A 14,401-nucleotide genomic window follows, 5' to 3' on the forward strand; every position below is an offset into this window, starting at 1 on the left:
GCTTATCGCCCCGCGTTCGCACTGTGGAGGGTCTGTTGGGCGGTGGTGAATCCGCCGGTCACGATGTCTTCAACGACATCCGCCGCCTTCTCGAATGTCACATCCCACTCAGCGCGGTCCTTCAGTCCGATCGTGGCGAGCACGAAGTCGGCAGGATCCTGCCTGCCCGGCGGGCGTCCGATACCGATACGCAGGCGGTGGTAGTCCTTCGTGCCGAGGACGTGTGAGAGGGACTTGAGACCGTTGTGTCCGCCTTCGCCGCCCCCCCTCTTGAGACGCAGTTCATGGGCGGGAAGATCAAGGTCGTCGTGGATGACGAGGAGGCGGTCGGGGGTGATCGATAAGAAGCGCATGAGTCGGCCGATCGGGCCGCCCGAAGTATTCATATAGGAGTCCGACACCGCGATGACCGCCTTAGGTCCGGGTACTCCGCCCGCTCCGACCCCCAGGCGGATGTCTGCGGTGTGCGTACCCGAGCCGTGCGCCCGCAGCGACGCGCTTCCTCTGCGCGCGAGGACGTCCACCGTCAGGCGTCCGACATTATGCCGGGTGATGGCGTAGTGGGCGCCGGGGTTCCCGAGTCCGACGACGAGCCAGGGAGACGATGCACTCATGGCGTCGATTCTGTCACGACTGCCGCCCCGAGTACCCCATCGGAGCAGGACACAGGGAGGAAGTGTGGGGCATGGCATCATCGGGCGCCGATCCGCACCTGTGTGCCGCTACGATGAACGGACGACGTCCCAGATGTGAAGGTGCCCGATGTTCCTCCCGCAGCGCATGCCCGGCCACGATTGGCTGGGAGTCGTCGTCGCCATCCCGGAGCCGTGGGTCACCGAGCTCACCGACTTGCGCCTGCGCCTGGGCGACCTGCAGGGGGCCATGGTGCCCGCTCATATCACGATCCTCCCGCCGACCTCGCTGCCCACCGATCAGCGCCCCGATATCATCCGCCACCTGCGTGAAGTCGCCAAGCATCATCGTCCGTTCCGCATCACCCTCAAGGGGGCGGACTCCTTTCGCCCCGTCTCGCAGGTCGCCTTCCTCGAGTTGTCCGAAGGAGCGGCGCAGTGCACGCAGCTCGCCGACGATGTGCGCACCCCTCCCCTCGACGACGTTCGGCGATTCCCGTACCACCCGCATGTCACCCTCGCCCAGGATGTCGACGACCCCGCCCTCGACCTCGCCGTCGATGTGGGCGAGCAATTCGAGGCGTCATGGATGGTCCCGGGGTTCAGGCTCGACCGCGTCGACGAGAACGGCATGTATCAGACGATGGCGCTCTTCGACTTCGAAGCTACGACGCCCTGAGCCGCTGTTACACTCCGACCATGCGAGCACGCGACGCCTCCATCGACATCGTCAGGGGTGTCGCCATCATCCTCATCGTCGTCGGCCATGTCCTGCGCGGCCTCGCCAATGCCTCGGTCTTCCCCTCTGACGCGCCCCTCTTCCTGACTGCGGACCGGGGGCTGTACATGGTTCACCTCGCCCTCTTCGCTTTCGCCGCGGGACTCATGGTTCCCGGGAGCCTGTCGTCGCGCACGCCGGGAGCGTATCTTCGTCGTCGTCTCGTCGAATTCGCGTGGATTTACGTACTCTGGTCCCTGATCCAGGGGCTCATGCAATATGCGCTCGCCGGGTCGGTGAACACGGAACGCTCCCTCGCCTCGGTGTTCATGCTGTGGAAGCCCGCGAATCAGATGTGGTTCATCCCCTGGATCGCGCTCATGAGCGTGGGAGCGGCGCTCATCCAGCCGTGGCGCACTCGAGGGCGAACGGCGGCGACCCTCGTCGCTGCGATCGCGGTCAGCCTAGCAATGTGGGGGGTCTTCGGGCCGTTCATCTTCGCCCAGGGGCTGGGGCTGACGATCTTCTATTCGGTCGGCGCCTGCACGGGACTCGCCGGATATGCGAAGGCCCGCAGGCGCATCGGCGTCGTCGGCATGCTCGTACTCTCAGCTATCGCGCTCACCGCATACATCGCGATCATCGTCGTGACGGTGCCGAGTGCGCCCACGACCTCGCACATCGATCGGACGCCGCAGTCAGTCATCCTCGGATTCGTCGCCGCATGGCTGGCAGTCATCGGAATCGTCGCAGCCTCGATCCTTATCGAGCCATTCGTGCCGCTCGCCCGTCCGCTCGCGTATTGCGGGCGCCAATCAATGGTGATCTTCCTGGCACACACGATGACGCTCGCCGCGACGCGGATAGTCCTCCTCCGCCTTCACATCGACTCCGCCGCCGCCCATATCGTCCTCGGCATTGCGGGAGGAGTTATCGGCGCAGTCGTGCTCCACTGGGCGACGAGACGGTGGCTCCCCTGGCTGTGGGCCGCGCCAAGGGCTCTCCACCGGACGCTGGATCGTTCAACGCGTTCTCAGAGTCGGTAGTCGACGATGACGGGTGCGTGGTCGGAGAAGCGCCTGTCGTACGAGTCGGCACGTCCGATGGAGTAGTCAAGCGCAGCGTCAGCGAGTCGGGGCGTCGCATAGTGGTAGTCGATCCGCCAGCCCGTGTCATTGTCAAAGGCCTTGCCGCGCCATGACCACCACGAATACGGCCCCTGCACATCGCCCGCGAGATCGCGGACCACATCGCGCCAGCCCGCATCCACCCAATCGTTGAGGAACACGATCTCTTCGTCGAGCACGCCCGCCCTCTTATTGTGGTTCGGCGTCCAATTCTTGATGTCAGCCCGCGAGCGCACAATATTGAAATCGCCGCAGACCAAGGATTGCACACCCGATTCGGCGTCCGTGTACAGTTCGCTCATGCGCGCCCCGATGCGCGGCAGGTGCGCCATTTTCGCGTCCTGTTTCGCACTGTCCTTCTCGCCGGAGTGGAAGTAGGCGGAGACGAGGCGAATGGTCTCGCCCTCGCCCATGCGGGCATGGGCCTCCGCCCAGCGCCCCGAATCGGCGTCGGTCTCCGCGTCATCGAGGCCGAGGCGAATCGAGGCGATCTCGACGGCACCCGAGCGCACTGCAATGGCGACGCCCGCTCGCCCCTTGATGCGGCTCGGTTCGGCGACGAGGTCCCACGCGCCGCCGAGGATATCCGCCGTGATCGACGGCTCGGCGCGCACCTCCTGCATGAGGAGGACATCGGGGGAGGCCTGGTCGATCCAGTCGAGGAAGCCGCGCCTATGAGCGGCGCGGATGCCATTGAGGTTGATGCTCGCGACTCGCATGATCACTCCTGAAGGTTCGCGTCGGCTGCGGGCGCATCCCGGGGGTCGGGGATCACCATCGTGCCGGTGCCCTCGTCGGTCATCACCTCGATGAGGACGGAGTGCAACTGGCGGCCGTCAACGACGTGAACGGCTCCCACTCCCCCGCGGATGGCTTCGGTGCACGCCTGGACCTTGGGGATCATGCCCGAGGAGATGAGATCTCCCAGCGCCTCCAATTCGCCCACAGTCGTGTGGTGGATGAGTGAATCGCGCTCCGGGTAGTTCGAGTAGATACCCTCAACGTCGGTGAGCATGAGGAGCTTCGACGCCTTGAGGGCGACGGCGAGAGCGGTTGCTGCGGCGTCGGCGTTAATGTTGAGGACGCCGTGGGGATCGTCCTCGTTAAGGGCGATCGACGAGATGACGGGGATGCGCCCGGCTGCCAAGAGGTCGATGACTGCCCCCGGATCGACACCGCTAATATCGCCGACGAGGCCGAAGTCGACCGCGTTCCCCTCCTCGTCGGAGCCGCAGCGCCTCTTCGCCCGGAAGAGGGCGCCGTCCTCTCCCGAGATGCCGACGGCGAGATTGTCGCGCTGATTGAGCAGCGAGATGAGGCGGCGCTGGACCTGCCCGGTGAGGACCATGCGGACGATCTCCATGGCCTCGACAGTCGTGACGCGCACGCCGTCCCTGAACGGCGTCTCAATGCCGAGTCTGGCCAGCATCGCACTGACCTGCGGGCCGCCGCCGTGGACAACGACGGGATACATTCCGACGTGCTGGAGGAATTGCACGTCGGATGCGAACGCCTGCTGAGCGAGCCCATCGCTCATGGCGTGTCCGCCGTACTTGATGACGATGATCTGACCGCGGAATTCGCGCATCCACGTCAGCGCCTCCCCCAATACGTGTGCGCGCTGTTCATCTGTGAGGTCGAGGGGGCGATCCGGGTTCATCTCGAAGTGTCTTTCCTGAGCGGTCAGTCGCCGAGGGTGGCGACCATGACGGCCTTGATCGTGTGCATGCGGTTCTCCGCCTGGTCGAAGACGATAGAGGCGGGGCTCTCGAAGACGTCATCGGTCACTTCGATGCCGTTCATCCCCGTCGCCTCGTAAAGCTGCTCGCCGATCGCGGTGTTGCGGTCGTGGTAGGCGGGCAGACAGTGCATGAGCTTCGCCTGGGGACCGGCCTTCGCCATGAGTTCGGCATTAACCTGGTAGGCGCGGAGCATGTCGATCCGCTCATTCCACACCTCGCGCGGTTCCCCCATCGACACCCAGATGTCGGTGTGGATGAAGTCGACTCCCCTGACGCCGGAGTCGATATCTGCGGTCAACGTGATGCGCGCCCCCGTCTGCTCGCCGATGCTGTGGGCCTGCGCGATGCACTCCTCATCTGGCCACAGTTCTTTCGGTGCGACGATGCGGACATCCGCGCCAATGAGGGCGCCGTTGACGAGGAGTGACCTGCCCATGTTGAAGCGGGCGTCGCCGATATAGGCATACGACACGTCGCCCAGCGGCTTGCCAGCCTGCTCGAGCATGGTGAGAGAGTCGCACAGCATCTGCGTCGGATGCCAGTCGTCGGTCAGCCCATTCCACACGGGGACTCCGGACAGCTCCGCAAGGATCTCCACCTTGTCCTGGTCGTCACCGCGGTACTCAATACCGTCAAACATGCGCCCAAGGACGCGCGCAGTGTCGGCGACGGACTCCTTGTGCCCCATCTGAGAGCCCGACGGATCAAGGTAGGTGGTGTGCGCGCCCTGGTCATGGGCGGCGACCTCGAAGGAGCATCGGGTGCGCGTCGACGTCTTCTCGAAGAGCAGTGCAATGTTCTTGCCTGACAGGTGGCGGACCTCGGTGCCGTTCTTCTTCGCCGCTTTCAATTCGGCGGCGAGGTCGATGAGCGACAACCATTCTGCGGGGGTGAAGTCGATTTCACGCAGGAGGTGGCGTCCGTGCAGGGGGTGGGTCATTGCAGTCCTTCCGTCTGGTTCTCGCCTCATGCTACAGGGCGACGCCTCTTCGGCACCCGGAGTGCCAACGCCGTGTGACGTGATCTATGGCGGGAGGCGAGTCAGCGGTCGGAAACGCATTGATCCCGGAGTTGCCTCAACAAACCCCGGGCGGACTCGCGAACATCGCGGCCTTCCGACAGGGCGGACACCGCTGCGCCGTCGACAACGGCAATCACCAGTTCGGGGGCGACCGCAATGCCCAGGTGGGCAAGCACGCGCCCTACTGCGGCGTTGAGACGGTCACGGCCGGTGCGGTATGCCCGCGACACCGAGGAGGAGTCCCCGACGCCGATCAATTGTCCGTAGTGGCCCGCCAGGGAGACATCGGCCGGGAGGGTCGCTGCGAGGATGTAGTCGATCGAGTCATCAGAGCCGACCGATTCCTCTCGCAACTCGACCTCTTCGGCGACCCGTTCCGCGCGCGACGCCCAACGGGAGATGTTGAGTTTGCCCGCCTGGAAGAGCAGATCGTCGAGACCCGAGAAATAGTACGTCGTCGCCGACAGGGAGCATCCTGCGCGTGCGGCAACGCTGCGATGACTGACCGCGGCGGGACCCTCCTCACAGATCAGTGCAGCAGCGGCCTCGATGATCTGGCGACGGCGCTCCTCACCACGCGCCGTCGTCGCAGTCGAGTCCGGAACGGCAACGATGTTCATCGTTCCTCCTGGCAATCATCGGATGTCTAGATTCTACGCATCAGCATCCCTCTGACAACGCATTTCATATCATGGTCGCTGCTCTTCTATTTGGCGCTCTAATGAATGCCGACAGTTCACCTCCGCTTTCACTCATGCGATCCGCAACTGTTGTCATCCACTGATATCGTTCATATCCTTCCCCGCGTTATCGCGTGCGCACAGCATGGCCCCGAGCGCCCCGATCGCAACGACCGTGAGATACACGGCGGGCGCGAGGCGCGAGCCCGTCACCTGGATGAGCCATGTGGCGACAACCGGAGCCGTCCCGCCGAGCAGCGCATTCGCGCCATTGAACGAGAGGGCGAAACCGGAGTATCGGACCTCCGTGGGGAATGATTCGGCGAGGAATGTGGCAAGGGTGCCGTCATTGAGCGTCAAGATGCACGCGAACACTATTTCGCACAGAAGAATGACAATGATGTACTTGCTATTCATGAATACGAAAACGGGAATCGTCAAGACGATGAATGCGACCGATGCCGCGACCAGCATCGTCCTGCGCCCGAGTTGATCCGAGAAATGCCCCATCATTCCGATTGCGATGATATAGACGACGAGAGTCGCCGAGGAGATCGCCGTCGAGACGGTCTCCCCGATTCCCAACTCCTCATGGACATAGGTCGGCATGTAGCTCAACAGCAGGTAGAACGCTACCGCGTTGAGCGATGCGACTCCGAAGGCGATGGCCACACTCTTGGAGTGGTGCTTCATGAGGTTCGTCAACGGCGCCCGACGCTGGTCTGAACGCGAACTGGACTTGAGCTCCTGGAAGACCGGAGAGTCCTCCAAGTGCACTCGAATATAGCGTCCAATGAAGCCCAGCGGCAGGGCGAGGAGGAAGGGGATTCGCCACCCCCACCCGTGCATCGCCTCAGCGTCGAGGAGGGCATGCAGCATGGTCACCATAACAGATCCGCCGAGCAGGCCTGCAGCCGTGGAGGCGGGAACGAGGGCCGTGTAGCGCCCTCTGTGGCTGCAAGGTGCGAACTCAGCGAGGAATGTGGCGGCTCCCGCGTACTCCCCCGATGCGGAGAAGCCCTGAATGATGCGCAGCAGCAGTAGGAGCAGGGGCGCCGCCGCTCCGATCGTCCGGTACCCGGGGAGCAGGCCGACGAGGAACGTTGACCCGGACATGATGAGGATCGACCACGACAGTGCCCAGCGCCGTCCGAAGCGATCCCCCCACATCCCCCAGATGACGCCTCCAATGGGGCGCAGGATGAATGACATTGCAAAGATTGCGAATGCCGATATCAGCCTGACTGAGGGGTCGGAGTCGGGAAAGAAGACGACTCCGATCACTGTGGCAAGATAACCGTAGGAGGCGTAGTCGAACCACTCGATGAAATTGCCGATGAAGCTCGCACCCGCCGCCTTCTTCAGGACAGGCGCTTGTTCAGGGCGTGTGTCGTCATCCGACGGGGTGGTAGTCGCGCTCACTGTGGGCACCTCTTTCCTCGTTCATCGCATCGGCATCGAGATCAGAGCGCACCATTATGCCCTCTTGTGGCGACGGAACGAATATCGGAGCGAGTCCGCCGACAATGATGAGGAGTCCCCCGATGCCCGAGACGACGTCAAGCGACTCGTTGAAGATCACGATTCCGCAGATGATTGCGACGACGCACTCCCAGTAGGAGATGGTCGACATTTCAACGGCGGGAAGGTTGCGCCCGGCGACCACCAGCCAGCCCAGGGCGAAGAGGCCGCACACGAGGAACAGGCCTACTGCCCACACCCAGTTCCCCGGTGTGAAGGTTGAGATCCCCTCCCAGGGGCGCAGAACGATCGACATCGTCAGTGCCGCGATCGCGGCCCACAGGAAGTTCCAGACTCCGCGCACCACTGAATCCATATCCTTGCGGTATCCGTAGAAGAACAGGGCGAGGCCGTAGAAAACGCCGGACAGGAGTCCGAGGAGGTCGCCGACGGGCTTCATCGGGTACTCGGCGGAAGTTGCGGACAAGTCCAGTCCGAAACTGAGCGACCCGTCCTTCCACCCGATGACGCCGATCGTCATGAGCATTCCGATGAACACGAGGAACAGGAAGAACGCCGCAATCGGGGAGACTCTCTCCTTGCGGAAGATGCGCGCCAGCAGCGTGCAGAACAGCGGGCCCGTGTAGATGAGGAATACCGCGTTGGCGATTGATGTGAGCAGCGTGGAGGAGATATAGCAGCCGAGAGACAGGCCGATGGAGACACCGCCGAGGATGACAGCGGGGGTGATCTTCGCGCGGAACACATCCGCGAGCTTCTTCGTCGCGAAAGCAATAAGCAGGAATCCGATGAGTCCCGCGCTCATGCGGCCGAATGCGAGGAATGAGCCGATGACGGCCTTATGTTCGGGGGTGAGGCCTGCGGTCGCACCGCGCGAGAAGGTGCCAACCAGACCCATGCCCGTGGCGGACAGGATCATGGCGATAGCGCCGAGCCTCTTGTTCATCGAGTAGGTGGTGGCAGAAGAGTCGGACATCATTGTCCCCTGTCTGATGCTAAGGAGGAGATGTGGGCGCGGGGCCGCGCCGAGTCGCTCGGCGCGGCCCCGGATTCATGGTCGAAGCGTCGCTGCTCAGACCAGCGTCGGATCGTCGACCTGGTTCGGGAAGTAGTCCTCGCAGCCTCCCTCGCGGTACACGTCCGCGGTCGCACAGTGCAGGGCACCGCCGAACGGGTAGGCGTCGCGGAACGGCACCGGGATGACATTCATCCCGAGCTTATCCATCTGCTCCATCTGATGGACTTCCGATGCCTCGCAGATCACCGTCTTGTGATCGAGAACGAGACAGTTCATCGACAACCACACCGACGAGTAGCACAGCGGCGGCGGCGTATCGTGCGCGGGCTGAGCGGCGTCGACGATCTGCCAGTCATTCGCCTCGAAGATCGCGCGCTGCTCTTCGGGCAGGCGGCGCTGCGGATTGTTGATGATGAGTCCGGGCCGTAGCGGCACGAAGGTCGCGTCGATGTGGATCGGGTAGGGGTCGCCGGGGAAGTTGACGGCGTGGACGCGCAGATCGGGGTAGTAGCGCTTGAACCACTCCATGGCGGTGCGGTTCGTCGTGAGCCCGTGCTGGATGAAGAGGTCCTTGCCCAGGCGTAAAACGTCGGCGGCGTCCCACATGGGCTCGACCTCGGTCGTCACGAAGTCCTTCGCGGCGGTGCGCTCGAGCCTCTCCTCCAAGGAGATGCGCTCGTCGTAGTAGTTGTGCTTGTAGGACTTGTCCGTCAGGCGCGGGCGTGGGGCCTGCGTCCACTTGAACTCGGGGTCCTCATCGAAGTACTGCTTCATCAGCGGCCAATAGGCGAGGTACTCGAAGTAACGGCAGCGGAACGAATTCGCCGACGCCATGATCTCATTGCCGATGGTGAGCAGGATGTCGCGGGGCGGCATGCAGGTCATCATCGAATCGGTACGGAAGTCGGGTGTGATGACCGGCTGATTCCACTGCAACGGGGTCGGCCGGTCGACCCTGACGCCGTGCTCCTCGAGGGTCTTGACGAGGAAGTCGAGCTGTGCTGCAGCCTTCTCGACCGTTTCAAGGGGACGCGGTCCCCACATGCCGCGCATCTCGGAATCGACCGGGACCTTCTCCGAGGTGGCCGGTTCTTCCGGGGGGATGACCGAGTTCTCGACACGTCCGACGATGACGTGCTTGAGCGGATCGAAATCATTCCATGAGTTGACGATCTTCGCCATTGTTCTCACTCCTTCGTGATGTTGTGCGTGTGGTGTCAGTAGTGATGGGGTGTCATGGGAGGGGCTGGAGCGGCATCATCTCCTTCTCGTCGTTTCTGTCCGCACCATCGCTATGCGTGACGGATGCGTGAATCGTGGGATTCGGGCAGCGGGGGGCGGATGTCGTCCGGTCCGCCGTAGTCGCCTCCGGCGGTGACGACTGTTCCGGCGGTGCCCGCGATGATGTCGACTGCGTCTTCGAGTCGACCGATCGCCGCCGTTCCCCCGGTGAGTTCGACGAAGCGGCAGACAGCCTCGACCTTCGGTCCCATCGACCCGGCGGGCAGGTTCATGCCCCGCAGGGAGGCCGGTGTCGCACGGCGGACGGCGCGCGCCTCGGGTGTTCCGAAGCCCTCATGAACCCCGTCAACGTCGGTCAGGATGAGCAGTGCGTCCGCGTCGAGGGATTCGGCGAGGACGGACGCGGTGAGATCCTTGTCGATGACCGCCTCAATGCCCTGCAGTTTGCCCTGCTCGTTGCGGATGACGGGAATGCCCCCGCCGCCCGCGCAGATGACCACCGCTCCGGCGTTGACGAGGACCCTGAGCATCCGGGTCTCGATGATTCGCTGCGGTTGGGGCGAGGCGATGACGCGCCGGTAGTGCTCGCCGTCGGCCTTGATCGCCCAGCCTTTCTCCTGGGCGAGTGCTTCAGCCTGCTCCTTCGAGTAGACCTCGCCGATGAACTTCGTCGGGCGGTCGAATGCCGGGTCTCCCGCCAGGACCAGCGTTTGGTTGATGAGGGATGCGACATGGCGTCCGGGGAGAGCGTTCTGGAGGGCCTGGAGGAGCCAGTAGCCGATCATGCCCTGCGTCTCCGCTCCCAGTGTGTCGAAGGGATAGCACTCCGTCAGTCTGGTGTCTTGGGCGCTTTCGAGGGCGAGCACCCCCACCTGCGGCCCATTGCCGTGGGTGATGATGAGCTCGTGCTCCTCTGCCAGTCGCGCGAGGTCTTGGGCGGCGCGCTGAACATGTGCGATCTGCGTCGACGCGTCGGGGATGTCCCCGCGCCTCAAGAGGGCGTTCCCCCCGAGTGCCACAACGATGCGCATATCAGCTCCCCAGGGTGGCGACCATGACGGCCTTGATCGTGTGCATGCGGTTCTCCGCCTGATCGAAGACGATGGAGGCTTCGGATTCGAAGACGTCATCGGTCACTTCGAGCCCGTCGAGGCCGGTGCGCTGGAAGATGTCCTCCCCGACCGTGGTGAGCCGGTCGTGGAATGAGGGCAGGCAGTGGAGGAACTTCGCCTGCGGCCCCGCCTTTGCCATGAGCACCGCATTGACCTGGTAGTCGCGCAGCAGCGCGATCCTCTCATCCCACTTCTCCTTGGGCTCGCCCATGGACAGCCAGATGTCGGTGTAGATGAAGTCGACGCCGGCGACGCCGGTATCGATGTCATCGGTGACGAGGACCCTGCCGCCGTTCGCCGCGGCGAGTTCGCTCGCCCTGACGACGATCCCGGGGTCATTGTGCAATTCGGGAGGGGCGACCATGCGCACATCCATCCCCATCATCGCGCATGACACGAGCAGCGAGTTGGCGACGTTATTGCGGGCATCGCCGACGTAGGCGATGGAGATGTCGGCGATGTCCTTACCCGATGCTTCGATCATCGTCATCTGATCGGCGAGCATCTGAGTGGGGTGCCAGTCATCCGTCAAGCCATTCCATACGGGGACTCCGGACAGTTTCGCGAGCAATTCGACGTGCTCCTGTTTGGCTCCGCGGAATTCAATGGCGTCGAACATCCGCCCGAGTACGCGCGCCGTGTCAGCGACCGACTCCTTGTGCCCCATCTGCGATCCCGAGGGATCAAGGTAGGTGACATGGGCTCCCTGGTCATGGGCTGCGACTTCGAATGAACACCTAGTGCGAGTGGAGGTCTTCTCGAAGAGAAGGGCGATGTTCTTCCCCTTGAGGTGTTGCGCTTCGTGCCCTTCGCGCTTCGCCGCCTTGAGGTAAGCGGCGAGGTCGAGAAGCGAGCGCCACTCCCGGGGAGTGAAGTCCACTTCCTTGAGGAAGTGCCGTCCTTGTAGGGCATGCGCCATGGTGGATCCTTTCAATAGTGCGGTTGGGTGTCAGTTGACTGGGTCGCGGACGATCGGGCAACTCATGCAGCGCGGGCCACCGCGCCCTCGTCCCAATTCATTGCCCGGAATGGCGACGACTTCGATGCCGTTCTCCTCGAGGAAGGAGTTGGTCGCCGTATTGCGCTCGTAGGTGACGACGACGCCGGGCGAGATCGCCAAGACATTCGACCCGTCATTCCACTGCTCGCGTTCGTTGGTCAGCGAGTCGAATGGCGGTTCGAGCACCCTCAGGGAGTCCAGGCCGAGGGCTTTGGCGATGACGACGTGCATCTCTTCGGGGTCGTTGATCGTCACGTCCAATTCTTTCGGAGTATCGCCGGGTCGGATCGTGTGCGAGCGCAGCATTCCCAGGCCGGGATATTTGACGAAGGTGTCTGCGTCCGCCATGGTCATCACCGTGTCGAGGTGCATCTGCGCCCTCGTCTTGGGCATTTCGACGGCGATGACCTGGTTGACGCGATTGGAGGAGAAGAGGCGCGCAGCCAGCCGCTCGACGCCCTGGGGGCAGGTCCGCTCACTCATGCCGACGAGTACCGCACCGTTACCGATGACGAGGACATCGCCGCCCTCCACGGTGGGCGTTCCCGCTTCGGAGCCGTTGGAGTGGATCCTCGGGCCGTATTGCGAGAATCGGGGGTGATGGCGGTAGAGGATCTCCCCATTGATGGTCTCCCGGCGCCTGGCGCTCTTTCGCATCGCCGAAATGGAGACGCCGTCGTAGATCCAGCAGGACGTGTCCCGGGTGAAGAGATGGTTGGGAAGGGGCGCGAGCACAAAGTCGTCGTCCGCGATGGTCTCCAGCGAGACGGAGCGGGTGTAGGGGACCCGTTCGAAGAGCTCCTTCTTCGTCATGCCCGCGATGAGCAGTTCTGCAAGGTCGTGCGCCTCGAGCTTCTCCGCGTAGGACACGATGGCGTCGATGGCGCCCAGGCCGCACAGCTCCTCGGTGAAGACTTCTGACAGCGCCTGGAAGCGGGCTCTCGGACTCTCCAGCGCCTCCCCCAGCATCTGTTTGAAGTCGAGGACCTCGACCCCGCGCTGCAACAGACTCTCAGCGAAAGCGTCATGCTCTTCCTGAGCGCGTTCCAGCCACAGCACATCATCGAAGAGGAGTTCATCCTTATTCGAAGGAGTGAGGCGCAGCATTTCATTGCCGGGGCGGTGAAGCATCACCTGCTTCAAGGCTCCGACCTCTGAAGAAACACATGGTTTCATCAAAGACCCTCCTGTATTACATCGTTGCGAACATCACATGTTCGAGATGCGTACGAGCGTACCAATAGCACGTTCGTACCAAAAGAGGTTTCGTGAATTTCCAGACATTTTTCAGCTAGTACACATGTACCTTAACAACTTCTTCCAGTAAGAGGTACTTCCCTAGCGCCTCACTGGCCGTCATCGAGCGGAGCAGGAGCGCGCACAATCGGGCACGTCATGCAGTGGGCGCCGCCGCGCCCGCGCCCCAGCTCGTTGCCGGGGATGGTCACGACATCGAATCCGAGGGAGGAGAAGTACTCATTCGACACATGGTTGCGCTCATAGGCCATGACGACGCCCGGTTCGAGGGCCAGCAGATTCGACCCGTCGTTCCACTGCTCGCGCTCGGCGGTCAAAGAATCCGTCGGCACCGTGATCACGCGGATAGCATCGACGCCCAGGGCGCGGGCGATGACGTCGTGCATCATCTCCGCATCGAAGACGCTGATGTCAAGATCGCCATCGTCCCCGGGGCGAATCACCTGGGTTCGGACCTGCCCGAGTCCGTGGTAGACGGTGAAAGTGCGCTCGTCGAGCATGGTGAAGATCGTGTCGAGGTGCATCTGCGCGCGCTTCTTCTCGATCTGCAACACGATGACCACCTTCGCCGCATCACCCGCGAAGAGGCGCGTGGCGAGGCGCTCGATGCCCTGCGCCGTCGTGCGCTCAGATGCGCCGATGATGAGGGCGCCGTTACCCGCATTGATGATGTCCCCGCCCTCGATCGTCGCGGATCCGTCGAGGGTCCCGTGCTTCCAGAAGGGGATGTCTTCGGAGGCGAAGCGCGGGTGGAGGCGGTAGACGATCTCCTGATTGATGGTCTCGCGCCTGCGCGCGGGCTTGCGCATCGAGGAGACGGCGACGCCCGAGGAGATCCACGAGGATGTATCCCGGGTGAACAGATGGTTCGGCAAGGGGGCGAGAATGAACTCGTCGAGACCCATGCCGGAGATCCACGCGGATCTCGGCTCACTCACCTGGTTGAGCAACTCCCGCTTCGTCAACCCCCCGATGAGCATATCCGCCAATTCGCGCGCACCCAGAGCCGCACCGAATGCCCGCAGCGCATCAAGGGCAGCAGGACCGACGGTGCGCTCCGTGAAGACCAGTTCGAGGGCCTCATCGCGGCCGCCGGGCACTTCGAGGGCCTCGGTGAGCAGCTCATCGAAATAGAGCACCTCGATCCCGCGGGCACGCATTTGATCCGTCATCGCGTCGTGTTCTTCTTGAGCGCGTTCCAGCCAGATGAGGTCGTCGAAGAGCAATTCTCCCATATTGGAGGGAGTGAGCCTGGACATCTCACTGCCAGGGCGGTGGACCAGAACGGTTTTCAGCGGCTCGACTTCGCTGACGACATGGGGCTGCATTGAATCCTCCTCACAAGTGGGGCGGGGCATCGCCACCGCCCC

Annotated in this window: 14 protein-coding genes; 2 read left to right on the forward strand and 12 right to left on the reverse strand. The window is 63.2% G+C overall.

Going from position 1 to position 14,401, the window contains the following annotated elements; genetic code table 11:
* Nucleotides 1–2: 2 nt before the first annotated feature.
* On the reverse strand, nucleotides 3–614 hold the full coding sequence (pth, locus tag BQ7471_RS03110) for an aminoacyl-tRNA hydrolase (protein WP_076464122.1): 612 nt from the start codon (nucleotides 612–614) through the stop codon (nucleotides 3–5).
* Nucleotides 615–762: 148 nt separating this feature from the next.
* Here pth and BQ7471_RS03115 point away from each other — a divergent pair, with 148 nt between their 5' ends.
* Nucleotides 763–1,311, forward strand: a complete 549-nt coding sequence (locus BQ7471_RS03115) for a 2'-5' RNA ligase family protein (protein ID WP_076464124.1) — start codon at nucleotides 763–765, stop codon at nucleotides 1,309–1,311.
* Nucleotides 1,312–1,331: 20 nt separating this feature from the next.
* Entirely contained in the window at nucleotides 1,332–2,396 is a 1,065-nt protein-coding gene (locus BQ7471_RS03120) for an acyltransferase family protein (protein WP_076464125.1), read from the forward strand.
* Here BQ7471_RS03120 and BQ7471_RS03125 read toward each other — a convergent pair.
* From BQ7471_RS03125 to BQ7471_RS03175, 11 genes are all read right to left on the reverse strand, one after another.
* On the reverse strand, nucleotides 2,384–3,202 hold the full coding sequence (locus BQ7471_RS03125) for an exodeoxyribonuclease III (protein WP_076464127.1): 819 nt from the start codon (nucleotides 3,200–3,202) through the stop codon (nucleotides 2,384–2,386). The genes BQ7471_RS03120 and BQ7471_RS03125 overlap by 13 nt on opposite strands.
* On the reverse strand, nucleotides 3,199–4,137 hold the full coding sequence (argB, locus tag BQ7471_RS03130) for an acetylglutamate kinase (RefSeq protein ID WP_076464129.1): 939 nt from the start codon (nucleotides 4,135–4,137) through the stop codon (nucleotides 3,199–3,201). Before argB ends, BQ7471_RS03125 begins: the two co-directional genes overlap by 4 nt.
* Nucleotides 4,138–4,160: 23 nt before the next feature.
* Nucleotides 4,161–5,159 (reverse strand): ornithine carbamoyltransferase, encoded by a 999-nt coding sequence (argF, locus tag BQ7471_RS03135; protein ID WP_076464130.1) that lies wholly within the window; start codon nucleotides 5,157–5,159, stop codon nucleotides 4,161–4,163.
* Nucleotides 5,160–5,260: 101 nt separating this feature from the next.
* Nucleotides 5,261–5,860 carry a TetR/AcrR family transcriptional regulator gene (locus tag BQ7471_RS03140; protein WP_076464132.1) on the reverse strand — a complete coding sequence of 200 codons (600 nt, stop codon included), beginning with the start codon at nucleotides 5,858–5,860 and terminating at the stop codon, nucleotides 5,261–5,263.
* Between the two features lie 153 nt (nucleotides 5,861–6,013).
* Nucleotides 6,014–7,351 carry an MFS transporter gene (locus BQ7471_RS03145; RefSeq protein ID WP_076464134.1) on the reverse strand — a complete coding sequence of 446 codons (1,338 nt, stop codon included), beginning with the start codon at nucleotides 7,349–7,351 and terminating at the stop codon, nucleotides 6,014–6,016.
* A complete protein-coding gene (locus BQ7471_RS03150; protein WP_235821212.1) occupies nucleotides 7,314–8,381 on the reverse strand; it encodes a DMT family transporter in 1,068 nt (355 codons plus the stop codon). The genes BQ7471_RS03145 and BQ7471_RS03150 overlap by 38 nt, the downstream gene beginning before the upstream one ends.
* Nucleotides 8,382–8,474: 93 nt before the next feature.
* Nucleotides 8,475–9,602: a serine/threonine protein kinase gene (locus tag BQ7471_RS03155; protein WP_076464135.1), complete on the reverse strand. Its 1,128-nt coding sequence runs from the start codon at nucleotides 9,600–9,602 to the stop codon at nucleotides 8,475–8,477.
* A 110-nt stretch (nucleotides 9,603–9,712) separates the two neighbouring features.
* Nucleotides 9,713–10,693 carry a carbamate kinase gene (locus BQ7471_RS03160; protein WP_076464137.1) on the reverse strand — a complete coding sequence of 327 codons (981 nt, stop codon included), beginning with the start codon at nucleotides 10,691–10,693 and terminating at the stop codon, nucleotides 9,713–9,715.
* A gap of 1 nt (nucleotide 10,694) precedes the next feature.
* A complete protein-coding gene (gene argF / locus BQ7471_RS03165; RefSeq protein ID WP_076464139.1) occupies nucleotides 10,695–11,693 on the reverse strand; it encodes an ornithine carbamoyltransferase in 999 nt (332 codons plus the stop codon).
* Nucleotides 11,694–11,723: 30 nt separating this feature from the next.
* The gene (locus BQ7471_RS03170) at nucleotides 11,724–12,950 is read right to left on the reverse strand and encodes an arginine deiminase (RefSeq protein ID WP_076464140.1); all 1,227 of its coding nucleotides are present in this window, start codon (nucleotides 12,948–12,950) and stop codon (nucleotides 11,724–11,726) included.
* Nucleotides 12,951–13,120: 170 nt separating this feature from the next.
* On the reverse strand, nucleotides 13,121–14,359 hold the full coding sequence (locus BQ7471_RS03175; protein ID WP_076464142.1) for an arginine deiminase: 1,239 nt from the start codon (nucleotides 14,357–14,359) through the stop codon (nucleotides 13,121–13,123).
* Nucleotides 14,360–14,401: the final 42 nt, after the last annotated feature.

This window comes from Actinomyces mediterranea, from assembly GCF_900155595.1.
Taxonomy (GTDB): Bacteria; Actinomycetota; Actinomycetes; order Actinomycetales; family Actinomycetaceae; genus Pauljensenia; species Pauljensenia mediterranea.

What these genes read in the sequence shown, in the direction of transcription:
- BQ7471_RS03155 (WP_076464135.1), bottom strand. Translation starts at nt 9,602, where the DNA reads ATGGCGAAGATCGTCAACTCATGGAATGATTTCGATCCGCTCAAGCAC.
- BQ7471_RS03140 (WP_076464132.1), bottom strand. Translation starts at nt 5,860, where the DNA reads ATGAACATCGTTGCCGTTCCGGACTCGACTGCGACGACGGCGCGTGGT.
- BQ7471_RS03175 (WP_076464142.1), bottom strand. Translation starts at nt 14,359, where the DNA reads ATGCAGCCCCATGTCGTCAGCGAAGTCGAGCCGCTGAAAACCGTTCTG.
- BQ7471_RS03115 (WP_076464124.1), top strand. Translation starts at nt 763, where the DNA reads ATGTTCCTCCCGCAGCGCATGCCCGGCCACGATTGGCTGGGAGTCGTC.
- BQ7471_RS03120 (WP_076464125.1), top strand. Translation starts at nt 1,332, where the DNA reads ATGCGAGCACGCGACGCCTCCATCGACATCGTCAGGGGTGTCGCCATC.
- BQ7471_RS03170 (WP_076464140.1), bottom strand. Translation starts at nt 12,950, where the DNA reads ATGAAACCATGTGTTTCTTCAGAGGTCGGAGCCTTGAAGCAGGTGATG.
- pth (WP_076464122.1), bottom strand. Translation starts at nt 614, where the DNA reads ATGAGTGCATCGTCTCCCTGGCTCGTCGTCGGACTCGGGAACCCCGGC.
- BQ7471_RS03160 (WP_076464137.1), bottom strand. Translation starts at nt 10,693, where the DNA reads ATGCGCATCGTTGTGGCACTCGGGGGGAACGCCCTCTTGAGGCGCGGG.
- argF (WP_076464139.1), bottom strand. Translation starts at nt 11,693, where the DNA reads ATGGCGCATGCCCTACAAGGACGGCACTTCCTCAAGGAAGTGGACTTC.
- argF (WP_076464130.1), bottom strand. Translation starts at nt 5,159, where the DNA reads ATGACCCACCCCCTGCACGGACGCCACCTCCTGCGTGAAATCGACTTC.
- argB (WP_076464129.1), bottom strand. Translation starts at nt 4,137, where the DNA reads ATGAACCCGGATCGCCCCCTCGACCTCACAGATGAACAGCGCGCACAC.
- BQ7471_RS03150 (WP_235821212.1), bottom strand. Translation starts at nt 8,381, where the DNA reads ATGATGTCCGACTCTTCTGCCACCACCTACTCGATGAACAAGAGGCTC.